The organism is Aliidiomarina maris (assembly GCF_003987335.1).
GTDB classification, from domain to species: Bacteria; Pseudomonadota; Gammaproteobacteria; order Enterobacterales; family Alteromonadaceae; genus Aliidiomarina; species Aliidiomarina maris.
The window spans coordinates 66,094-82,273 of the sequence record NZ_PIPK01000011.1; the positions used below are offsets into that span (position 1 = coordinate 66,094).

General features: G+C 52.2%; 12 protein-coding genes. 7 read left to right on the top strand and 5 right to left on the bottom strand.

Features of this window, described 5'->3' with window-relative positions; translation table 11 throughout:
• Positions 1–27: 27 nt before the first annotated feature.
• Positions 28–750, bottom strand: a complete 723-nt coding sequence (locus CWE07_RS11245) for a DUF6776 family protein (RefSeq protein WP_111570079.1) — start codon at positions 748–750, stop codon at positions 28–30.
• Between the two features lie 71 nt (positions 751–821).
• On the opposite strand from CWE07_RS11245, the gene hemJ reads away from it, so the two are divergent.
• The 3 genes from hemJ to hemL are packed head-to-tail and all read left to right on the top strand — an operon-like array spanning position 822 to position 3,629.
• Positions 822–1,265 (top strand): protoporphyrinogen oxidase HemJ, encoded by a 444-nt coding sequence (hemJ, locus tag CWE07_RS11250; protein ID WP_111570080.1) that lies wholly within the window; start codon positions 822–824, stop codon positions 1,263–1,265.
• Between the two features lie 51 nt (positions 1,266–1,316).
• Positions 1,317–2,330 carry an aspartate carbamoyltransferase gene (locus CWE07_RS11255; RefSeq protein WP_111570081.1) on the top strand — a complete coding sequence of 338 codons (1,014 nt, stop codon included), beginning with the start codon at positions 1,317–1,319 and terminating at the stop codon, positions 2,328–2,330.
• A gap of 9 nt (positions 2,331–2,339) precedes the next feature.
• A complete protein-coding gene (hemL, locus tag CWE07_RS11260) occupies positions 2,340–3,629 on the top strand; it encodes a glutamate-1-semialdehyde 2,1-aminomutase (protein ID WP_111570082.1) in 1,290 nt (429 codons plus the stop codon).
• 101 nt (positions 3,630–3,730) lie between these two features.
• Here hemL and CWE07_RS11265 read toward each other — a convergent pair whose 3' ends face one another.
• Entirely contained in the window at positions 3,731–5,629 is a 1,899-nt protein-coding gene (locus CWE07_RS11265) for a methyl-accepting chemotaxis protein (RefSeq protein WP_111570083.1), read from the bottom strand.
• Positions 5,630–5,835: 206 nt separating this feature from the next.
• Here CWE07_RS11265 and CWE07_RS11270 point away from each other — a divergent pair, with 206 nt between their 5' ends.
• On the top strand, positions 5,836–7,530 hold the full coding sequence (locus CWE07_RS11270) for an NAD-dependent malic enzyme (protein ID WP_111570084.1): 1,695 nt from the start codon (positions 5,836–5,838) through the stop codon (positions 7,528–7,530).
• A gap of 36 nt (positions 7,531–7,566) precedes the next feature.
• Here CWE07_RS11270 and mrcB read toward each other — a convergent pair whose 3' ends face one another.
• Genes mrcB through pepB form a run of 3 tightly spaced genes read right to left on the bottom strand, consistent with a single transcriptional unit; the run spans position 7,567 to position 13,845 of the window.
• Entirely contained in the window at positions 7,567–9,939 is a 2,373-nt protein-coding gene (gene mrcB, locus CWE07_RS11275) for a penicillin-binding protein 1B (RefSeq protein ID WP_111570085.1), read from the bottom strand.
• Complete coding sequence (hrpB, locus tag CWE07_RS11280; RefSeq protein ID WP_111570086.1) at positions 9,923–12,508, bottom strand: ATP-dependent helicase HrpB; 2,586 nt, start codon at positions 12,506–12,508, stop codon at positions 9,923–9,925. Before hrpB ends, mrcB begins: the two co-directional genes overlap by 17 nt.
• A 38-nt stretch (positions 12,509–12,546) precedes the next feature.
• Positions 12,547–13,845, bottom strand: a complete 1,299-nt coding sequence (pepB, locus tag CWE07_RS11285) for an aminopeptidase PepB (RefSeq protein ID WP_111570108.1) — start codon at positions 13,843–13,845, stop codon at positions 12,547–12,549.
• A gap of 122 nt (positions 13,846–13,967) precedes the next feature.
• On the opposite strand from pepB, the gene sfsA reads away from it, so the two are divergent.
• The 3 genes from sfsA (at position 13,968) to gluQRS (ending at position 16,160) form a co-directional block, all read left to right on the top strand.
• Positions 13,968–14,678 carry a DNA/RNA nuclease SfsA gene (gene sfsA / locus CWE07_RS11290; RefSeq protein WP_111570087.1) on the top strand — a complete coding sequence of 237 codons (711 nt, stop codon included), beginning with the start codon at positions 13,968–13,970 and terminating at the stop codon, positions 14,676–14,678.
• 122 nt (positions 14,679–14,800) lie between these two features.
• Positions 14,801–15,253, top strand: coding sequence for an RNA polymerase-binding protein DksA (dksA, locus tag CWE07_RS11295; protein ID WP_111570088.1), 453 nt, complete (start codon positions 14,801–14,803; stop codon positions 15,251–15,253).
• Positions 15,228–16,160 (top strand): tRNA glutamyl-Q(34) synthetase GluQRS, encoded by a 933-nt coding sequence (gene gluQRS, locus CWE07_RS11300; protein ID WP_241974129.1) that lies wholly within the window; start codon positions 15,228–15,230, stop codon positions 16,158–16,160. The genes dksA and gluQRS overlap by 26 nt, the downstream gene beginning before the upstream one ends.
• Positions 16,161–16,180 lie beyond the last annotated feature (20 nt).

Consider the following 16,180-nt stretch of genomic DNA (forward strand, 5'->3'; position numbering starts at 1 on the left):
CTTTACCTCCCGACATTGCGAACCGATTTACTCCGGCTCAATGGATTGTACGGTCTCTTGAGTTAATTCGCCCCAAGTAAATTGCTGCGTCGTTTGGCGTCCGCCGCGCACTCTCACTTGCACCTCAATCAATTCGGGTGCAAAGTCAGCCGGTAACTTAAACGTACCATCCAAACGACTAAAATAATTCATCGCAAAACTGCGCTCACCATTGTCATGTTCAACGTCCGCAAGCTCAAGTAAGTTGTACTCGGCCACTTCGCTGCCGTAACGTCCACGCAGTGTTATTTGATAGGTTCCCGTAGTTAACCCCTGCTGAGCACGCTCCAGTTGCAATAAAATTAAGCGAAAATGGAAGCTGTTCTCGTTTGCTGGCCACAACGCCAAAGAGTCAATAGTCACCCCGTCAGCGTCTAACTCAGGTGCCATGACACGTTGAAAAAACGCAAGTTCACGGCGTACGTCAGCACTACTTTCGTGGGCTTGGCGCAATTCTTGTTGTAGGTTTTGAATCGCGACCCGATCTACATCGCGCTCTACACGCAATATATTGTTCTGATATTCTAACTGCTCATTCAGCCCTTGTAGACGTTCAATCCGGTTGTGGTAGCGCTCTCGTTCCTGCTCTAAAAACTGCAAGCGGGCGTTGCCAATTTCATAGCCAACCCAAACGCAAAGCCCCGCTGATACCAATACCAGCAAGGTGAATTTAAAACGCCCAAAGCGTTGACGTAGTGCAGTAAAACTCAAATCTTATCGTCCTATTTTAACGCCAAGCTGTGCTATGCTGTCAGCGGTTTTCGACACGGGTGTAGTGTAGCATGAGCGCATTTTTTCTTCAGCATTATGCTTGGCTAAAAGCCTTGCATGTAATTTTTATGGTGGCTTGGTTTGCGGGTATTTTCTACTTGCCACGCCTGTTTGTCTACCATGCAGAAAGTACCAGCAGTGAAGTGCGGGCACAGCTGACGATTATGCAACGTCGACTACTATATTTTGTCACCCCTTTTGCATTGTTTACCCTGCTGTTCGGCCTTGCGATGGTGTACGCCATTGCCAGTGTCAGCAGCATCCCCCTGTGGCTACACGTAAAATTCGCTTTGGTCGCTTTGCTCTACGCTTACCACGGCTATTGCTTTAAGTTGCAGCAAGACTTTGCCAACGGGCTTAACAGCCGCAGCGGAAAGTGGTATCGAGTGTTCAATGAAGTGCCAGTGTTTGCCTTGTTTGCGATTGTGCTATTAGCCGTGATCAAGCCTTGGTGATCTGCTATCATGCAGCGCCAGCATGCGTTTAACTAGTTGGGAGCCCATTCCATGCACTTTACCGGCGCAAATATTCTCTCGGTTAACCAATTTGATTTGGACGCCATTCAAAAAGTATTCAGCATTGCTGACCAAATGCAGCCCTACGCCCACCGTAAAAAGCGGACGCGCGTTCTCGACGGCGCCATTCTTGGCAATCTGTTTTTTGAGCCTTCCACGCGTACCCGGGTAAGTTTCGGTACCGCATTTAATTTACTCGGTGGCGAGGTTCGTGAAACCACTGGCATGGAAAGTTCTGCAATTGCCAAGGGGGAATCCTTGTATGACACCGCACGCGTGCTGTCCAGTTATAGTGACATCATTGCGATGCGTCACCCTAAAGCGGGTTCGGTTGCCGAATTTGCCGAAGGTAGCCGTGTCCCCGTGATCAATGGCGGTGACGGGGCCAACGAGCATCCAACCCAGGCGTTATTAGATTTATATACCATTCAAAAGGAACTGCTGCACCATCAGCTTCAGGTCGATGGTATGCACATTTGCATGATGGGCGACTTAAAGTACGGGCGTACTGTGCACTCGCTGTCTAAGTTATTAGCCTTGTATAAGAACGTCCGCTTTACCCTGATTTCACCGCGTGAACTGCGCATGCCCGACGATATTCTGAGTATTTTGGACACCGCAGGCCACCGCGTCACTGTGACTGAAGCAATTGAAGGGTCGTTAGACGCCGATATTGTTTACCAAACCCGAATCCAACAAGAGCGCTTTGCTAACTTGCAAGACGCTGATCAATATCGCGGTAAGTTTCGTTTAAACCATGAAATTTACACCAAGCATTACAAGCCCAATACCGTCATTATGCACCCTCTACCACGCGATTCGCGTGCCGAGGCCAACGAGCTTGATAACGACTTGAACCAAAATCCGAATCTGGCGATTTTTCGTCAAGCCGATAACGGCGTGTTGATTCGCATGGCGTTATTTGCCCTTACTTTAGGGGTCGACCATTTGCTCGAAAAATATGCCACTGACGTTGTCTGGCACAGCGCTAAAGCCAATATCTAAGAGGTACTTATGTCACGTTCAAGTGAACTTTTTGCACAAGCACAGCACTCAATTCCTGGTGGTGTGAACTCTCCGGTCCGCGCCTTCGCAGGTGTCGGCGGCGACCCTATCTTTGTTGAACGTGCCAACGGCGCTTATATGTTCGATGTCGATGGTCAACGCTATATTGATTACGTCGGTTCGTGGGGGCCAATGATTCTGGGCCACAACCACCCAGCCATTCGTGATGCGGCGATTGAAGCGGCCGAGCGCGGCTTGAGTTTTGGTACACCAACGGCCATTGAAGTTCAGATGGCCGAAAAAATTATCGACATCGTGCCGTCGATAGAAAAAGTACGCATGGTCAACTCTGGCACCGAAGCCACCATGAGCGCCATCCGACTTGCTCGCGGTTACACCAAGCGCGACAAGATCTTAAAGTTCGAGGGTTGTTACCACGGCCATGTTGACTCATTGCTGGTGAAAGCAGGTTCTGGCGCCCTCACCCTAGGCCAACCCAACTCACCAGGCATCCCAGCCGATTTAGCTCAGCATACCCTGACTGTGAGCTTCAATGATTTAGCTGAAGTCGAGCAAGTGTTCAGTCAGTATGGCGATGAGATCGCCTGTATTATCGTCGAACCTGTTGCCGGTAATATGAACTGTATTCCACCACAACCAGGGTTTTTAGAGGGTTTACGCCAAGTATGTGACGACCACGGTGCGGTGCTGATCTTCGATGAAGTTATGACTGGCTTTCGGATTGCACCAGGCGGGGCCCAGCAACATTACGGCATTACCCCTGACCTGACCTGCCTAGGTAAGGTGATTGGCGGCGGTATGCCTGTCGGCGCATTTGGCGGCAAGCGTGAGATTATGGACCATATTGCGCCAACAGGCCCTGTCTACCAAGCCGGTACATTATCGGGTAACCCTGTTGCGATGGCTGCAGGACTCGCTGCACTCACCACCTTACAAGACCACAGCTTATATACCGTGATGGAAGCGCGCGTTAGCCAACTGATGCAAGGCTTCCAGCAGGCTGCGGCTGAAGCAGGCGTGCCATTATGCGTCAACTACGTCGGCGGTATGTTCGGCTTCTTCTTTACCGAGGCCAAAGAAGTCACCAGCTTTGCCCAAGCGACCGAGTGCAACATGGCGCAGTTCAAAGGGTTTTATCATGAAATGCTGCAACGGGGTATTTACCTAGCACCAAGCGCGTTCGAAGCTGGCTTTATGTCAATGGTGCATAGTCAAGCGGATATCGAGGAAACCATTCAGGCAGCAAGACAAGCATTTGCAGCGGTTGCCAATATCTAATCCACCGCGATCAATTGCAGACACTATTGCAGGTATTAAAAAGGCAGCTGGGGAACGCCACGCTGCCTTTTTTACTACCTATGCTCAATGTGCGAGTCAACTTACACCTTGAATTGACGAATCCCTTGGCTAAGCTGTTGGGCAAGTTCCTGCATGTTGCGGCTTTGCTCAGCACTCTGCTTAGCTTGCTGCGCACCCTGCTCACTCATGTGTTGAATATCGGTCACCTTACGGCTGACATCCTCTAACACCTGCGTTTGCTGCTCGGATGCATGGGCAACCTGATGGTTGCGTTCTAGTTGGGTTTGCATGTTACTCTGCACTTCGCGTAAATAAGTCACCCCACGCTGCGTTGAATCGCGACCTTGGGCGGCAATATCCTGGCTTTTATCAGCCACCGACTGAGCTTGTTGAGCTTGGCTTTGTAACGCGCTGATCATCTGCTGAATTTCATCCGTCGCTGCATGACTGCGCTGAGCCAGCTGGCGTACTTCGTCTGCTACTACCGCAAAACCACGGCCCTGCTCACCCGCTCTGGCGGCCTCAATCGCGGCATTCAGTGCAAGCAAATTAGTTTGCTCAGACACGCCGCCAATCACATCTAACACGCGGCCGATGTCCTGGCTCTTATCTGCAAGCCCACTCACTACCTCAGCCACATTACTCACCTGCTGGGCTAATTCTTCGATAACTAGCTGCGTTTCGTTGAGTAAGTTTAAGCTTTGACGCGTGCGCTCATCAGTGTGCTCCATACCTTCTGACGCTTGCTGGGCATTGAAAGCGACCTCTTTCACAGTTTCACTGATTTCATGCAAAGCGGTGGCAAGGTCAACCGTGTGTTCTGCCAACTGCTGGTTGGCTTGTTCACTATCAGCCGCCGCGCTAGCTTCGTCACTGGCGCGCCGGCGGACCTCTTCTGCATTCTGTTCAACCCCTTGTACGATAGTACGAACTTGGGTGATAAACGCGTTGACCCCGGAAGTCACCGCGCGTAACTCCTGGCTACCTTCCTCGTCCAAGTGTACGCGTAAATCGCCGCCTTGCGCACCTAAACGCTGCACTCGCTGGGCTAGGCGTTGAATCGGCGCGGTAATGCTTAAGGTCAATGCCAGTGCGACCGCAGCCACTAAAGCCATCGCCACGAGAGAGATCCACAGCATGCGATTGCGAGTTTGACTTAGCGGCGCCATTAATTCCGCATAGGGAATTTGCGCCACCACATACCAGCCCATGCGGTCTATACGTTGGGTTGCAATCAAATAATCATCGGCTGCGCCATGCCAACGGATTTGTGCCCCGTCTTGTTGTAACAATGCGCCTTGTTGATTGGGGTATAAATCATTCAGCGTCGCGCTGTTGAGCAATCCCATATCAGGGTGCACCCGCACCAAGCCGCTGGCATCCACTAAATAGACAAAGCCAGTCTGCTCTAATTCAAAATTGGCCAGGTAATCTTGCATCGCACGAAACGAACGCGACACACCTGATAGGCCGCGTCCATTGGGTTGCTGCGAGTTAACGAACAAGTCGGCGGCGCCCGTGTCTGGGTCGACGTATACTTCTGCTGACTGCTCGATTTGGCTATCCCGATACGCAAAGAACCAGCTATCGCCTTGGCTGTCGGGGTCTAACTGGCGCAAGAAGCCTTCTTGATTCCAGTACCGCGCGGTATTGCGGTCGGCAAACGAGGCGTTACTTAAATTAAAGCGCTGCGCGATTTGACCGAGTTCAGCGACCAACTCAGGCGCTTGCGTGCCACGTTGCTCAGCCACAGCTAAATAACTTGGATTATGCGCAATCATATTGGCGACGGTCATCATTTCGCCAATTTCAGCATTCAGTGCATGCCGAATACTGTTCAATAAGTTTGGCACATCGCTGTGTTCGACTCGATTTTGATAGGTTGAGCTGGCTTGATTTAACCCCACCCCAGCTACCAGTAACGTCGGTACAAAAGCGCATACCACTAAGCTAATCAATAGCTTGGTACGAATAGACATCGATTCCCAAGAATTCAAACTGTGTTCCCCCACACCTAAAAACGACCACCAATTATGCGGTTATATCTCTTAATTTAGCCCTGTATGATTGCGAAATTATGAATGTTGGTCTACCCAAATCACTGGTCAGCTTGCGTCAGCGCCTAGCTAAGCCTATCATCCACATGCATCTTCTTGCTTGTAATCCTATTGTCGTAAGGTATGTCATGGCTGATAAAAAACCCCAGCAACCTCTGTATATTCCGCATTCTGGTCCATCGCTACTAGAAACCCCTTTGCTTAACAAAGGCAGTGCATTCACTCGCGAAGAGCGGATTGCATTCAACCTCACTGGTTTGTTACCGCCACGCTATGAAACCATTGAAGAGCAGGTTCGCCGCGCGTATATGCAGTATTCCAGCTTTGACACGCCAATGAACAAGCACATCTATTTGCGTGCCATTCAAGATAACAATGAAACCGTTTTTTATCGTCTCCTCTCCGACCACCTTGAGGAAATGATGCCCATTATCTACACCCCCACTGTCGGTGATGCCTGCGAGCAGTTCTCTGACATTTACCGCAGCTCAAGAGGCTTGTTCTTATCCTATGCCGAGCGCGACCAAATGGACGATATTCTGCGCAACGCGACCAAACGCAACGTCAAAGTGATTGTTGTCACCGACGGCGAGCGCATTCTCGGCCTTGGCGATCAAGGCATCGGCGGCATGGGCATTCCAATTGGTAAGTTATCGCTCTACACCGCGTGTGGTGGCATTAGCCCAGCCTACACCTTACCCATGATGCTGGACGTTGGTACAGATAACGAGAAGCTACTCAACGACCCAATGTACATGGGCGCTCGCCACAAACGTATCCGTGGCCAAGAGTATGACGACTTTATTGAAACCTTTATTCGTGCCGTACAGCGCCGCTGGCCACAAGCGATGATTCAATTTGAAGATTTCGCGCAGCCCAATGCGATGCCTATTTTAAACCGTTACCGCGACGAAATTTGTTGTTTTAATGATGATATTCAAGGCACCGCGGCAGTCACCGTAGGCACCTTGTTGGCCGCCTGCCAGGCCAATCAGCAGAAGCTCAGTGAGCAACGCATCGCCTTTGTCGGTGCAGGTTCTGCCGGCTGCGGCATAGCCGAGCAAATCATTGACCAGATGGTAGCCGAGGGGCTTAGTGACACGCAGGCGCGCAAGCAAATCTTCATGGTCGACCGTTATGGCTTATTAGTTGACGGTATGGCGGACTTACGTGATTTCCAACAAGCCTTAGCGCAAGACTCAAAACTCTTGAGTGAGTGGCAATTTAGCGGCGACTATCCATCGTTGCTGGACGTAATGTATTGTGCTCAGCCGACGGTGCTAATAGGCGTTTCTGGCCAGCGTGGTTTATTTACTGAGCAAGTGATTAAAGCCATGCAGCAAGGCTGCGAACGCCCGATTATCTTCCCATTGTCAAACCCGTCGCGCAATGTCGAGGCCACGCCTGAGCAAGTCATTGAGTGGACGCAAGGCCAAGCGATTGTCGCAACCGGCAGCCCATTTGCGCCCGTTCAGTATAACGGTACGGTCTATCCGATTGCGCAGTGTAACAATAGCTATATTTTCCCTGGTATTGGCTTAGGAGTTTTAGCAGTCAAATCGAACCGAATCACCAACGAAATGTTAATGGCCGCCAGTCAAACATTGGCGGACTCGTCGCCTGCTGTGACCGGTAGCGGTAGTGACCTGCTTCCCCCAATCACTGAAATTGCAGACTTAAGCAAGCGCATTGCGTTTGCGGTGGGTAAAGTCGCGCAACAACAAGGACACGCTCTCGAAGTGAGTGACGAGGTGCTGCAACAACGGATCGACCACTTATTTTGGCGCCCGCAGTACCGTCAATACAAGCGGGTCAGTATCTAGCGTCTTTATTTCTTGCTAAGCGACAGGCGGGGCGGCTTAATTGCCGCGCCGCCCAAATACGCGCTGGAACCAACTACGCGATTCTTCCTGCTCTTCACTTTGTTCCTGCTGCGAATCCATCGGGCTACAACGGCGCCGCGTCGGTGCTTGGTACACGGCACTTGGTAGATGGTACGCGGTTTCACATTCCAAGCTCACGGCTATTCCAGTCAACCTATCAAACGCGCCACTTTGCAGCCCGTAAGGCCGCTCGCGGGTAATAGCCTGCGGTTGCAAACGCTGCCAGAAATCGCCTGCAACCGGCAATGCCCCGGTAGCGCCACTCAAGCCAATACTTTGATTGTCGTCCCCACCTAACCAAACAGTGACTACATGCTGGTTATCATAGGACACAAACCAACTGTCACGTAACTCATTGGTGGAACCCGTCTTGCCAGCCAGACCCGCTGGGCTGACATACTGGCGTATGCTGCGCCCCGTGCCCTCGCGCATAACACCTTGCAACGCATAGTCGGTCAAGTACGCGCTCTGGGTTGAGAAAACCTCTTGGGCTCGGCGCTGCTGTTGATACAGCGGTTGGTTCCAATGGGTGTATACCGCTTCAATACTGGTTAAACGTTGCTGAATGCCACGATTGGCGAGCGCACTGTATATTTGGCTCACCTGCAGTGGGCTCATATCTACCGCCCCTAATGTCAGCGACGGATACGCGTGCGTGCTTTCATCAAAACCAGCCGCATATAAACGCTCGCGCACACGCTCAACCCCAACGTCCAAACCGAGGCGCACAGCGGGTAAATTGCGCGACTCAATAAAACTTTGATAGAGCGTTACCGGACCTTTGAACTCACCGTCAAAGTTGCGCGGGCTCCACTCGCGTTGACGCTCATCAATCAATGTGATCGGGCTGTCATCCAGCATACTTTCAAGGCGGTACTGGCTGCTATTTTCCAGCGCCAGCGCAAAGGTAAAAGGTTTCACCAGCGAGCCTATTGGGCGCCGCGCGTCAAGTGCACGGTTGAACCCGCCGCGTTGCTGTCCAATATTTCCCACAAGCGCACGAACCACGCCTTGCTGATAGTCACTCACCACCATAGCGCCCTGAATATCCGGGCTGTCGACGCGGCCGCCGCGGGTGGTCATCGCAAGCTCAGCTTGTTGCTGGATATACGGGTCATAGTAAGTAAATACCCGCAAGCCTGTTTGTTGCCATTCTCGCCCCGGTACCAACTGACGTAATTCACGTTGCACCAGGTCAACATAGTCAGGCCGCTCGCCCAGCACCAGACGCGTGCTTTGGCGACGTACCAGGGTGTCTTCGAGCGCCGATAAATACTGCACTTGGGTAATTAAGTTGTGCTCGTACATGAGTTTGAGTACTAACTCTCGGCGTCGCTCGGCATTCTCGGGGCGCCGTCTTGGATCATACAAGCTCGGTCCTTTAACCATACCGACCAACAACGCAATTTCGGCAACACTTAAGTCTTCAACCGAGCGTCCGAAAAAATACTGTGACGCAAGACCCACCCCATGAATGGCGTGACCGCGGTCTTGACCGAAGTACACCTCGTTAAAATATGCTTCGAGGATTTCGTCTTTATCAAAATGAAAATCTAAGCTCAGTGCCATAATCGCTTCATTGGCCTTACGCCATAGATTCTGATCGTGGGTGAGGTACATATTTTTGACCAACTGCTGAGTCAGGGTACTACCGCCTTGTACCGTTCGACCCGCACGCAAGTTGACTAAAGCGGCTCGCGCAATCGCGGTTGGCTTCACGCCGTGGTGCTGATAAAAATCTTGATCCTCTATTAGCAACAAGGTGTCGCGCATCAGCTGAGGTACTTGCTCTAAACTGACCAACAACCTGTCTTCGCCGCTGTCGGCGGCAAAACGGCCAATCAATTGCGGTTCAAGGCGTGCTTCAGTGAGTACTTGCTGCGATGGCCACGCCAACACCTGATGCAAACGGTCATCACGAAAGCGCAGTAACAGCCGCTGGCTGGGCTCAAAGCCGTCCGCAAAATCGAACGCCCGCCGGTGCAGTAAAATGGTACGCCCATCACTTTGTCGTTGTTCGTTATATTCACCCTGCTGGCGTGCCACCGCCGAGGGCGAATAAGCGAGTGCTTCAAGCTCTGCTTTGACCCGTGCGTAACTCACGTTCGCGTGTGGCGATAACCAAAGCGCACGGCTGTAGAGCAAGGCAGGCGCCTGATAACGATTGGCTTCAAAGCGATCGCGCACCTGAGCATCTAAATAAATGGTATAGAAGGCGCCCAGCACTGCGACCACCAACATCAGTTTGGCAGCTAAAGCCAGCAACCAACGGCGGCGACGGCCTTTAACCGGCGCCTGTGCTTTCTTGCCAGTGGGTTTAGATGACTTCGTCTTACTTGCTTTGGCCATGCAGTGCCTTCTTAGTTAAATGAGTCGCGGGTGCAGTCGTTGGGTCATCGGGCCATGGGTGTTTAGGGTAGCGCCCACGCATTTCTTTCTTCACATTGACATAGGCACCCTGCCAAAAGTTGGCTAAGTCGCTGGTACGCTGTAATGGCCGACCAGCGGGGGACAATAATTCAAAGGTCAATGGTAGCTGACCATTCAACAGCTTAGGCGTTTGCGCGGTGCCAAATACCTCTTGCAGCTTTAAGCCCACGAATGCCGAACCGTCCGCCTGATATTCAATCCGGTGTGCACGGCCACTGGGTGCGACCCAGCGGGCGGGAAGCAACTGCTCTAGCTGTTGTTGCTGTGCATAATCAAGTAACTGCGCCAATGCTGGTTGCGGCGCCCATTGGCGTAGCTGCGCCAGGGTCGTCAAATGCGCCCAAAATGGCGCGGCCCACTGCGCCAGCGTGCTTAAAAGTTCACTGTCAGACAACCGCAGACCAAGTTCAGGGTGCGCTTGCTGAAAGCGCTGCAGACGCCGCAAATATTGCACACAGTGCGGCGTCCAGCCGAGTGTCGCAATGCCATGTTGTTGCACGTAAGCGACCATAGCATCGCTCATTGCTGCGCGGTCGGGCAATTGCTGACTGGCGCGCTGTTGAATTACCAAGTTTCGGTACATAGTGCGTTCGACCTGCTCTAGACCGCCATTGGCAGAGCGCCACACATGCTCAACTTGCTGCTGCAACTGCGCAGCAAGCACCCCAGCAAACAGAGCTTCTGCCTGTGCCTTGGTTAACGCAAGCGCTTGCCGGATCACACCTTGGCTATGCTGCTCATGCATACTGATCTGAGTGACTATCAGCCATGCCGCTTGGCTTAGCGACTTGCTCAAGGCTAAACTTTGCCCATGCCCTGACGGCCAACTTACGCCAGCTCCGGTCGCGAGAGTAAAGTTTGCAGACCCTCCACGTAAGCGTGCCAGCCCGAGTGGATACAAGCGTATCGCCGCTTGGATTACGCTATCACTATCCAGTGTGTGGCTATCGGTGAGCTCGAATTGATGTAACCAATACTTGAGACGCTGACGCGTGCGCGGCATCGTTGCCGGTTGTTGCTGCAGTTGCTCGATAGCGTCTAAGCCATTCACTTGCTGGCTTTCTCGCCCTTCTTCGAGGCTGAGCCAATACGCGATAGCCAGCATGGTCGCGTCACGCTGACGTTGCGATAGCGCATCGTCCTGCTGAACCTGTGCGATGGCATGGGCAGCACCTACATCGGCGGCGGCATTTGCAAGACTTTGCCCATAGGGTGTCGCTTGAGCCTGCGCATTCAAGGCACCAATGGCACGTAGCCATTCATGCGCCGCCGCAACATGACTTGGATTGGGCGGCGTAAACCACGCCATATCCTGCATTTGCGCGCCCCAACAGGCCACTTGCAGACTTAAGTCTGTCAACTCTTGCTGTTCGATATCGGCGGGCCGATAGTCGGCCATGCCATGCCAGTCGCTCTGGGCATATACACGCGTGCACCCACCAGGACCTGTGCGCCCAGCCCGCCCTGCACGTTGGGTTGCCGCCGCCTTCGCCACGCGCCGCGTGATTAACTCTGTCGTATGGTACTTCGGCCGATACAGCGCCTGACGCTCGCGACCACTATCAATGACATAATCAATACCGGCGATGGTTAAGCTCGTTTCGGCAATATTGGTGCTGATAATGATTCGCCGTTTTCCGCGCGCGGGCGCTTGCAACACTTGCTGCTGATCGGACAGCGATAGCCCAGCATGCAGCCCGAAACAATCGAGATCAGCGTGTTGTTGAACCAAGCTCGTTAACTCGCGTTGCAACCAGGCAATCTCACTTTGCCCCGGCACAAACACCAGCATGCCTTGGGGGCCGTCTGGCTGCGTAAGTAACCGCCGAATCACTTGGGCGCATTTTTCCAGATAAGTCTGGGTTGCTGTCGGCGGCTCGTATTGAATGTCCACTGAGTAGGCGCGCCCGTCACTGTGCAACACCTCACAGCGGGTGCCTTGCCCTTGCAGCCATGTCGCCAAATCCGCTGCAGGTAAAGTTGCTGACATCACTAACAGCTTTAAGTCGTCGCGGATTTGGCGACTTTCTAAGACCAGCGCTAAGCCTAAATCGCTGTGTAAATTACGCTCGTGAAACTCATCAAAAATAACCCCGTCAAAGTCACTTAGGGTGGGGTCGGACTGTAACATGCGGGTTAACATTCCCTCAGTCACAATCAATAAGCGGGTCGCAGCACTGCGCTGACGTTGCTGACGCACTTGATAGCCCACAGTTTGGCCGACCGATTGCTCTAACTGGGCAGACAAATATTGCGCGATGGACAACGCGGCAAGACGCCGTGGCTGCACCATAATCCAGCGTGTATCGGGGTTATGCTGCAGCAAATACAAGGGCAACGCGGTCGATTTACCAGCTCCAGGTGGGGCTTGCAAAACCACGGCAGAATGCGCCAATGCCTGTTGCAAAGGCGCAAGAATAGGTTGAATGGGTAAGGCGGTTTGCTGCATGTTGATATTTTGCCATAAAAAAGGCCATGGAACAGTCACTGCCCATGGCCTCTTAGTTAAACTTTTTGCAAAGCTAGTTAATTATCAAGCATTGTACGCGCAATGGTTCGGATACCCAAGCCAGTCGCGCCGGCATTAAACCATTTGTCTGGGTCTTTGCGATAGGCAGCGGCTAAATCGAAATGCAGCCAGTTGGCGCCTTGATTCGGTGCAAAACGCAACAAGAAACCAGCTGCGTTGCTAGCCCCGCCTGCTCCGCCACCTTTTACAGGGCGACTATTCGCCGTATCAGCAAAGTGCGACGGGCATTGGTCCTGATGCCAAGATGCCAAAGGTAGACGCCACAATGGCTCTGATTCGCTCTGAGCGGCCTGCAACGCTTTGGCAGCATAGGCATCATCGACACTAAACAGCGCGTTATATTCCTGACCAACAGCGACTTGCGCGGCACCCGTGAGGGTGGCAGCATCAATAATATGCTTAGCATTGCACTCCGCTGCAGCAAGCAACCCATCAGCAAGGACCAAACGCCCTTCTGCATCGGTGTTAAAAATTTCCACCGTGACGCCATTCTTGTACGTGATAATGTCGCCTAGCTTATAGGCAGTACCGTCAATTAAGTTCTCAGCGCAACATAGAATCAGTTTCACACGCTTGTTTAAGCCGCGTTGAATTGCCAGGGCTAAGGCACCTGCAACGGTCGCAGCACCGCCCATATCGCATTTCATCGCAATCATGCCTTCGCTGCTTTTAATGCTGTAACCACCGCTGTCATAGGTGATGCCTTTACCAATCAGGGCATAATCAACCTCAGCGTCGACATCGCCGGTTGGGTTATAGTCAAGCTGCAACATGGTTGGTTTGTGCATACTGGCGCGGCCTACCGTATGGATGCCCATCCAGCCTTCATTAAGCAAATCTTGTTCGCGCAAAATGCGGAAACTGACCGCGTCGCCACCTAAGGCTTTAATCTTATCAACCACTTGGGTACACAAAGATTCGGGATAGATAGCTTGTGGTGGTAAGTTGACTAACTCACGCGCCCAAGCGAAAGTTTCGTACATCCCTTGCAATTGATCAGCAACGCCTAAGTCGTCACTGCACCAAAGTATTTTGTTGCGCTTTTTGGCGTCACTGAAGCCTTGCGCTAACGCCCACTGGCGCTCGAGGGTCCAGCCTGGCCCAACGGCTTCAATCGTCGCTGCACCAGAGGCGTCCAAGCGTCGGCCTGCTTGCTGAATGGCACGTAAAAACAAGCTCTCGTCGTCACGCGCAACGATGTGAAACCCCTCGCCATTGAAAAAACTACCACCAGCACTTTTAAACGCCGCTGGCACGGTGTCTGTAGTTAAGCGTACTTGTACTGCACTAGACATCTTATTTATCTCCAAGTATGTTGCTTGCCTCTGGGTTAACACCAGAGCACGGTCAAGCAAGCGTGGTGCATGCATCACCTATTGTTCATATCGCGACACACTACACTACAAAGCGACTAAAAATGCAATTTCAGCCCCCATTAGAATCCGCAACTTTAATTCGCCGTTACAAACGTTTCCTTGCCGATGTGCAAACCGCTGATGGCGAACTGTTAACCATTCATTGCCCAAATACGGGGGCGATGACAGGTTGCGCTGAACCTGGCTATACAGTGTGGTATAGCACATCCACAAATGCCAAACGTAAGTACCCACATACTTGGGAGCTTGCTTACACACCCAATCAAAATTGGATTGTGATTAATACCCAACGCGCCAATCAGTTGGCTCAGGAAGCGCTCGGCGACGGCAAGATTAAAGCCTTAGCCGGCTACCTTAACTGCCAACGCGAAGTCAAATACGGTAGTGAAAATAGCCGCATCGACTTGCTGCTTAGCGGTCATGGCGAGCAACCCGACTGCTATATCGAAGTGAAAAGTGTCACCTTAGAAACCGACGGCCAAGGCTACTTTCCCGACGCGGTTACCTTGCGCGGGCAAAAACATCTGCGCGAACTTATTGCAATGCGCGAACTTGGCTTACGCGCCGCACTGCTGTTTGTGGTCGGGCACAGCGGCATTCAGAGTGTAAAACCAGCCGCCCATATTGATCCGCAATACGCGGAATTATGTATTTTAGCCAAGCAAAAAGGCGTTGAGTTTTATGCCTTAGGTATTGAGGTCAGCGCCAGCGACTTGACAGCTGGGCTATTATTACCTGTCGACGTGGGTTGAAATGCTAACTTTTGCCCCGATATAGGGCTGCGCGAGTGCGCATTGCACCACCAAACGTATTCTGCTATACATAGCCGTCATTTTTTAAGCACATAGTGCATTGCCTCAAAGAGGAGAGCCACATGGCCGCAACAAAGGAAAGAAAAGCGCACGGTATCTTAGCGCAAGCGGGTCTAGAGCCTTACCAGCCAGCCGCTGGCGAAGAGTATATGAACGAGGCACAGCGTGAGCATTTTCGTAAGATTTTAGAAACTTGGCGTAACCAGTTACGCGAAGAAGTTGACCGCACAGTAGGTCACCTAAAAGAAGAAGCGAACAACCATGCAGACCCTGTTGACCGTGCTGCCCAAGAAGAAGAATTTGCGATTGAATTACGCACCCGTGACCGTGAGCGTAAGTTAATTAAGAAGATTGAAAAGACACTAGAAGCGATTGAGCGTGACGACTTCGGCTACTGCGACTCATGTGGTATCGAAATCGGTATCCAACGCTTAGAAGCACGTCCAACTGCTGACTTATGTATCGACTGTAAGAGCCTGGCAGAAATTCGTGAGAAACAAATGCGCGGTGCTTAATCAGCCCGCTCCTTACCGGGGGCGCTTCGCCCCCTCGCCCTCCGGCCCTCTTCACCTTGGTTCGTTAGTTGCAGCCCTAGGTAGCTACCTTGACGCTCGTGCCAACCATGGTACTTGGTTGCTGCGCATCGAAGATATTGATCCCCCTCGTGAAGTCCCGGGTGCTAGCAGCGTTATTTTGCGACAGCTCGAGGCGCATGGCTTATGCTGGGACGAGACTGAACAGTATCAAAGCCAACACTATGCACGTTATCAGCAGCACATCACTGAACTAAACCGACAGGGCTTGGTGTATGCCTGCGATTGCTCACGTAAAACGATTAAAGCACGCGGACCGCATTACACCGGTTTTTGCCGCCAACGCGGTTTAGACTGGGCGGATAAAGCGCTGCGCTTGGTCAACCAGCAACCTGTCACGCATTTTTATGACCTTGCCCACGGCGAGGTTACAGCCGACACAGGCTGGAGCAGCGAAGACTTTATTCTTAAACGCCGTGACGGACTATGGGCGTATCAACTCGCGGTAGTCAGTGACGACCGCGCCGAGGGTATCACGCACATCGTACGAGGTAGCGACCTATTGACCGCCAGTCTATGGCAGTTAACGCTATGGCAGACACTAAACCAGTGCCAATTTGACGCTGCAGTCGCCTTACCTCAACTACGCCACTTGCCACTGATTGTCGGGCCCGAGGGGCGCAAACTAAGTAAGCAAAATCATGCGCCCGCGATTCACGCAAGCCATGCGGCACACAATATATCGATAGCATTGCAGGCACTTGGTTTGAAGCTGCCACCTGAATTAACCCAAACGCCTGTTACTGAGCAATTGGCATGGGCGATAGATGCGTGGCGACAGCAGCAACGAGCAAGTGAACCGGGTCATGTCGATAATTTCACCGTTTGATTCTCATTCGGCCCAAGTTG